This is a genomic window from Chrysiogenia bacterium (genome assembly GCA_020434085.1).
GTDB lineage: Bacteria > JAGRBM01 > JAGRBM01 > JAGRBM01 > JAGRBM01 > JAGRBM01.
In genome coordinates this window covers 1-1,878 of sequence record JAGRBM010000481.1, presented here as the reverse complement: position 1 = coordinate 1,878, position 1,878 = coordinate 1, and the positions used below count along the sequence as shown (strand labels likewise).

Here is a 1,878-nt window from a genome sequence, read left to right as displayed (position 1 = left end):
TGCAGAGGCGAAGCTGCAAGTTCCTTCCTTACCACCACCACCACAGCCACCACGCCACCCACACCGATCCAGCCAGAAGCAGGCACAGTCCGGCCGCCCGCAGCCGGCAATTCCCAACCCGCCCGGTCCGAAGGACCAGGTCCGTGAGGTCTTCCGGGATGCCCGCATTCCGTTACCGCCGGTCCTGGAGAAAGAAGTCCAGGGATGGCTGGATGCCGGACTGACGGTCAGCGACATCGAGTACGTCGTCTGTGAAGCTGCGAAGTCGAACCGGCGGAGCATTCGCTACGTGTCAGGCATCATCCGGCGGCTCCAGCGACAACGCGCTGGCACCGTTGGCCGCCCTGCACTGCATGTCGTTTCTGGTCGAAGCGGGTCATGAGTGCCGAGGCCGACCTGATCTCGTTTCGCTGTCCGTACTGCGGGAAGCTCGGAGGAAGGGTCTCGCGAGGCGCAATGAAGTGAAGTGTTCAAGGTGTGGCGCCTTGTACCGCATGGGTTTCCGTTGCGAGTGCAGCCACACGATCTCGCGTCCGACCACACACCACAGCCGCCAGGGCTTTGAAATGCCCCCCCAGGCTGACCTGAGCAACAGCTCTGGTCGGCCTGTGATTGGACAACGGCCTCAGTCGCAGAGCTTTCCTGCCGATATCTCCTCTCGAGTGTAATAGTGAGATATGACATCGTAGAACACTTCCCGACGCAAGGCGTCTGGTTCAAATGGATAAGACTCACCGTCAAATCGTGAACTATCAATGATTACGATTAGGCGCTCATCTGGTATCACTGATATCCGATGTACCGTCTCGATAAATCCCGATGGAGTCACTCCAACGGTGAATTCGTACTGGTGAGTCCCGTTGGGCGAGACTATCTCCCAGATAGGATCATCACGCTTGCCAGAAATAGCTAACGCAACGCGAAAGATGTTTATATCTTTGCCGCAGGGATCATACAAAATCTCAATGTCTCCCGACTCAGATAGACGCAAACCTGCGTATCTTGCATCGTAGTCGCACGCAGTATTCAGTACGAAAACAGCCAGAGTTATCCCAACAAGCAGTCGTCTTACGAGCAATGATTACCTCGATCGCCAGACTGTATCTCAGCTGCCCATTCGGCTAACAGAGTGCAGCCATTGGCGCCAGATAACCCGTCTACTATGAGATTCAGAATGTATGAGAGGCCCCCCAGGGCCTGGCTGTGGAGGCCGGCAGCGGCACCAAGGGCCGCCCACTGGGTGGCGTGAGCCTTTTCGTGGGCTATCAGCCCCGGACGGAGGTCTTTCACCTTCTTGGCTCCGGTCAAGATGACGTTACCGATTGTTAGTGCACTGTCTTCCCGAACGCCGTCGACACGAAGACATATCCAGATGAGATCTCTTCCCATCGAGCAGCTGCCGCCGAGAGCCCAGGCGATGATGAGAGCAAGTGCTGTGAGTTCCTTGTTCGCATTCCAGCGCGCAACGTTGAACGCGATACTCGCCAACGAACTCCTCGCGCTCCCGATTGCTGATGCGATCGCGCCCGCGACTGCACCGACCGCCTTCTTGGCGCCGCAAAGTACGACGTTGCAGGCTAGGAACTGTACGTCTACTCCGTCGTAGTTCCCTGGACTGGGTGTACCGACGCAATCGTATGTGCTTGCGTCAGGCCCTCGAGCGCAGAGCTCCAGGTTGAATGTCCCATCCGGCTGTTTCACTTCGCGGAGGTAGCCTTCGCCACCCTCGGGCAGTTCAACGTACGTTCCCGGTATTGGGCACCAGGCGTTCGGGCAGTTGGCGCCCAGCGCCGGGCCGTCCGTCGGGAGCGCGCCACCGGGATCGCTTCGGTCGATTGGAGAGTTGCCCGAGTACGCGTACGCGTTGAGGCTTTCCGG

General features: G+C 58.4%; 2 protein-coding genes. One reads left to right on the top strand and one right to left on the bottom strand.

Annotated elements, in window-relative coordinates; genetic code table 11:
- A partial coding sequence (locus tag KDH09_16260; GenBank protein ID MCB0221252.1) for a DnaD domain protein occupies positions 1 to 382 on the top strand: 382 nt, incomplete at its 5' end.
- Positions 383 to 1,068: 686 nt separating this feature from the next.
- Here KDH09_16260 and KDH09_16255 read toward each other — a convergent pair.
- Positions 1,069 to 1,878 (bottom strand): hypothetical protein (locus tag KDH09_16255; protein MCB0221251.1); only part of this gene is annotated, 810 nt, incomplete at its 5' end.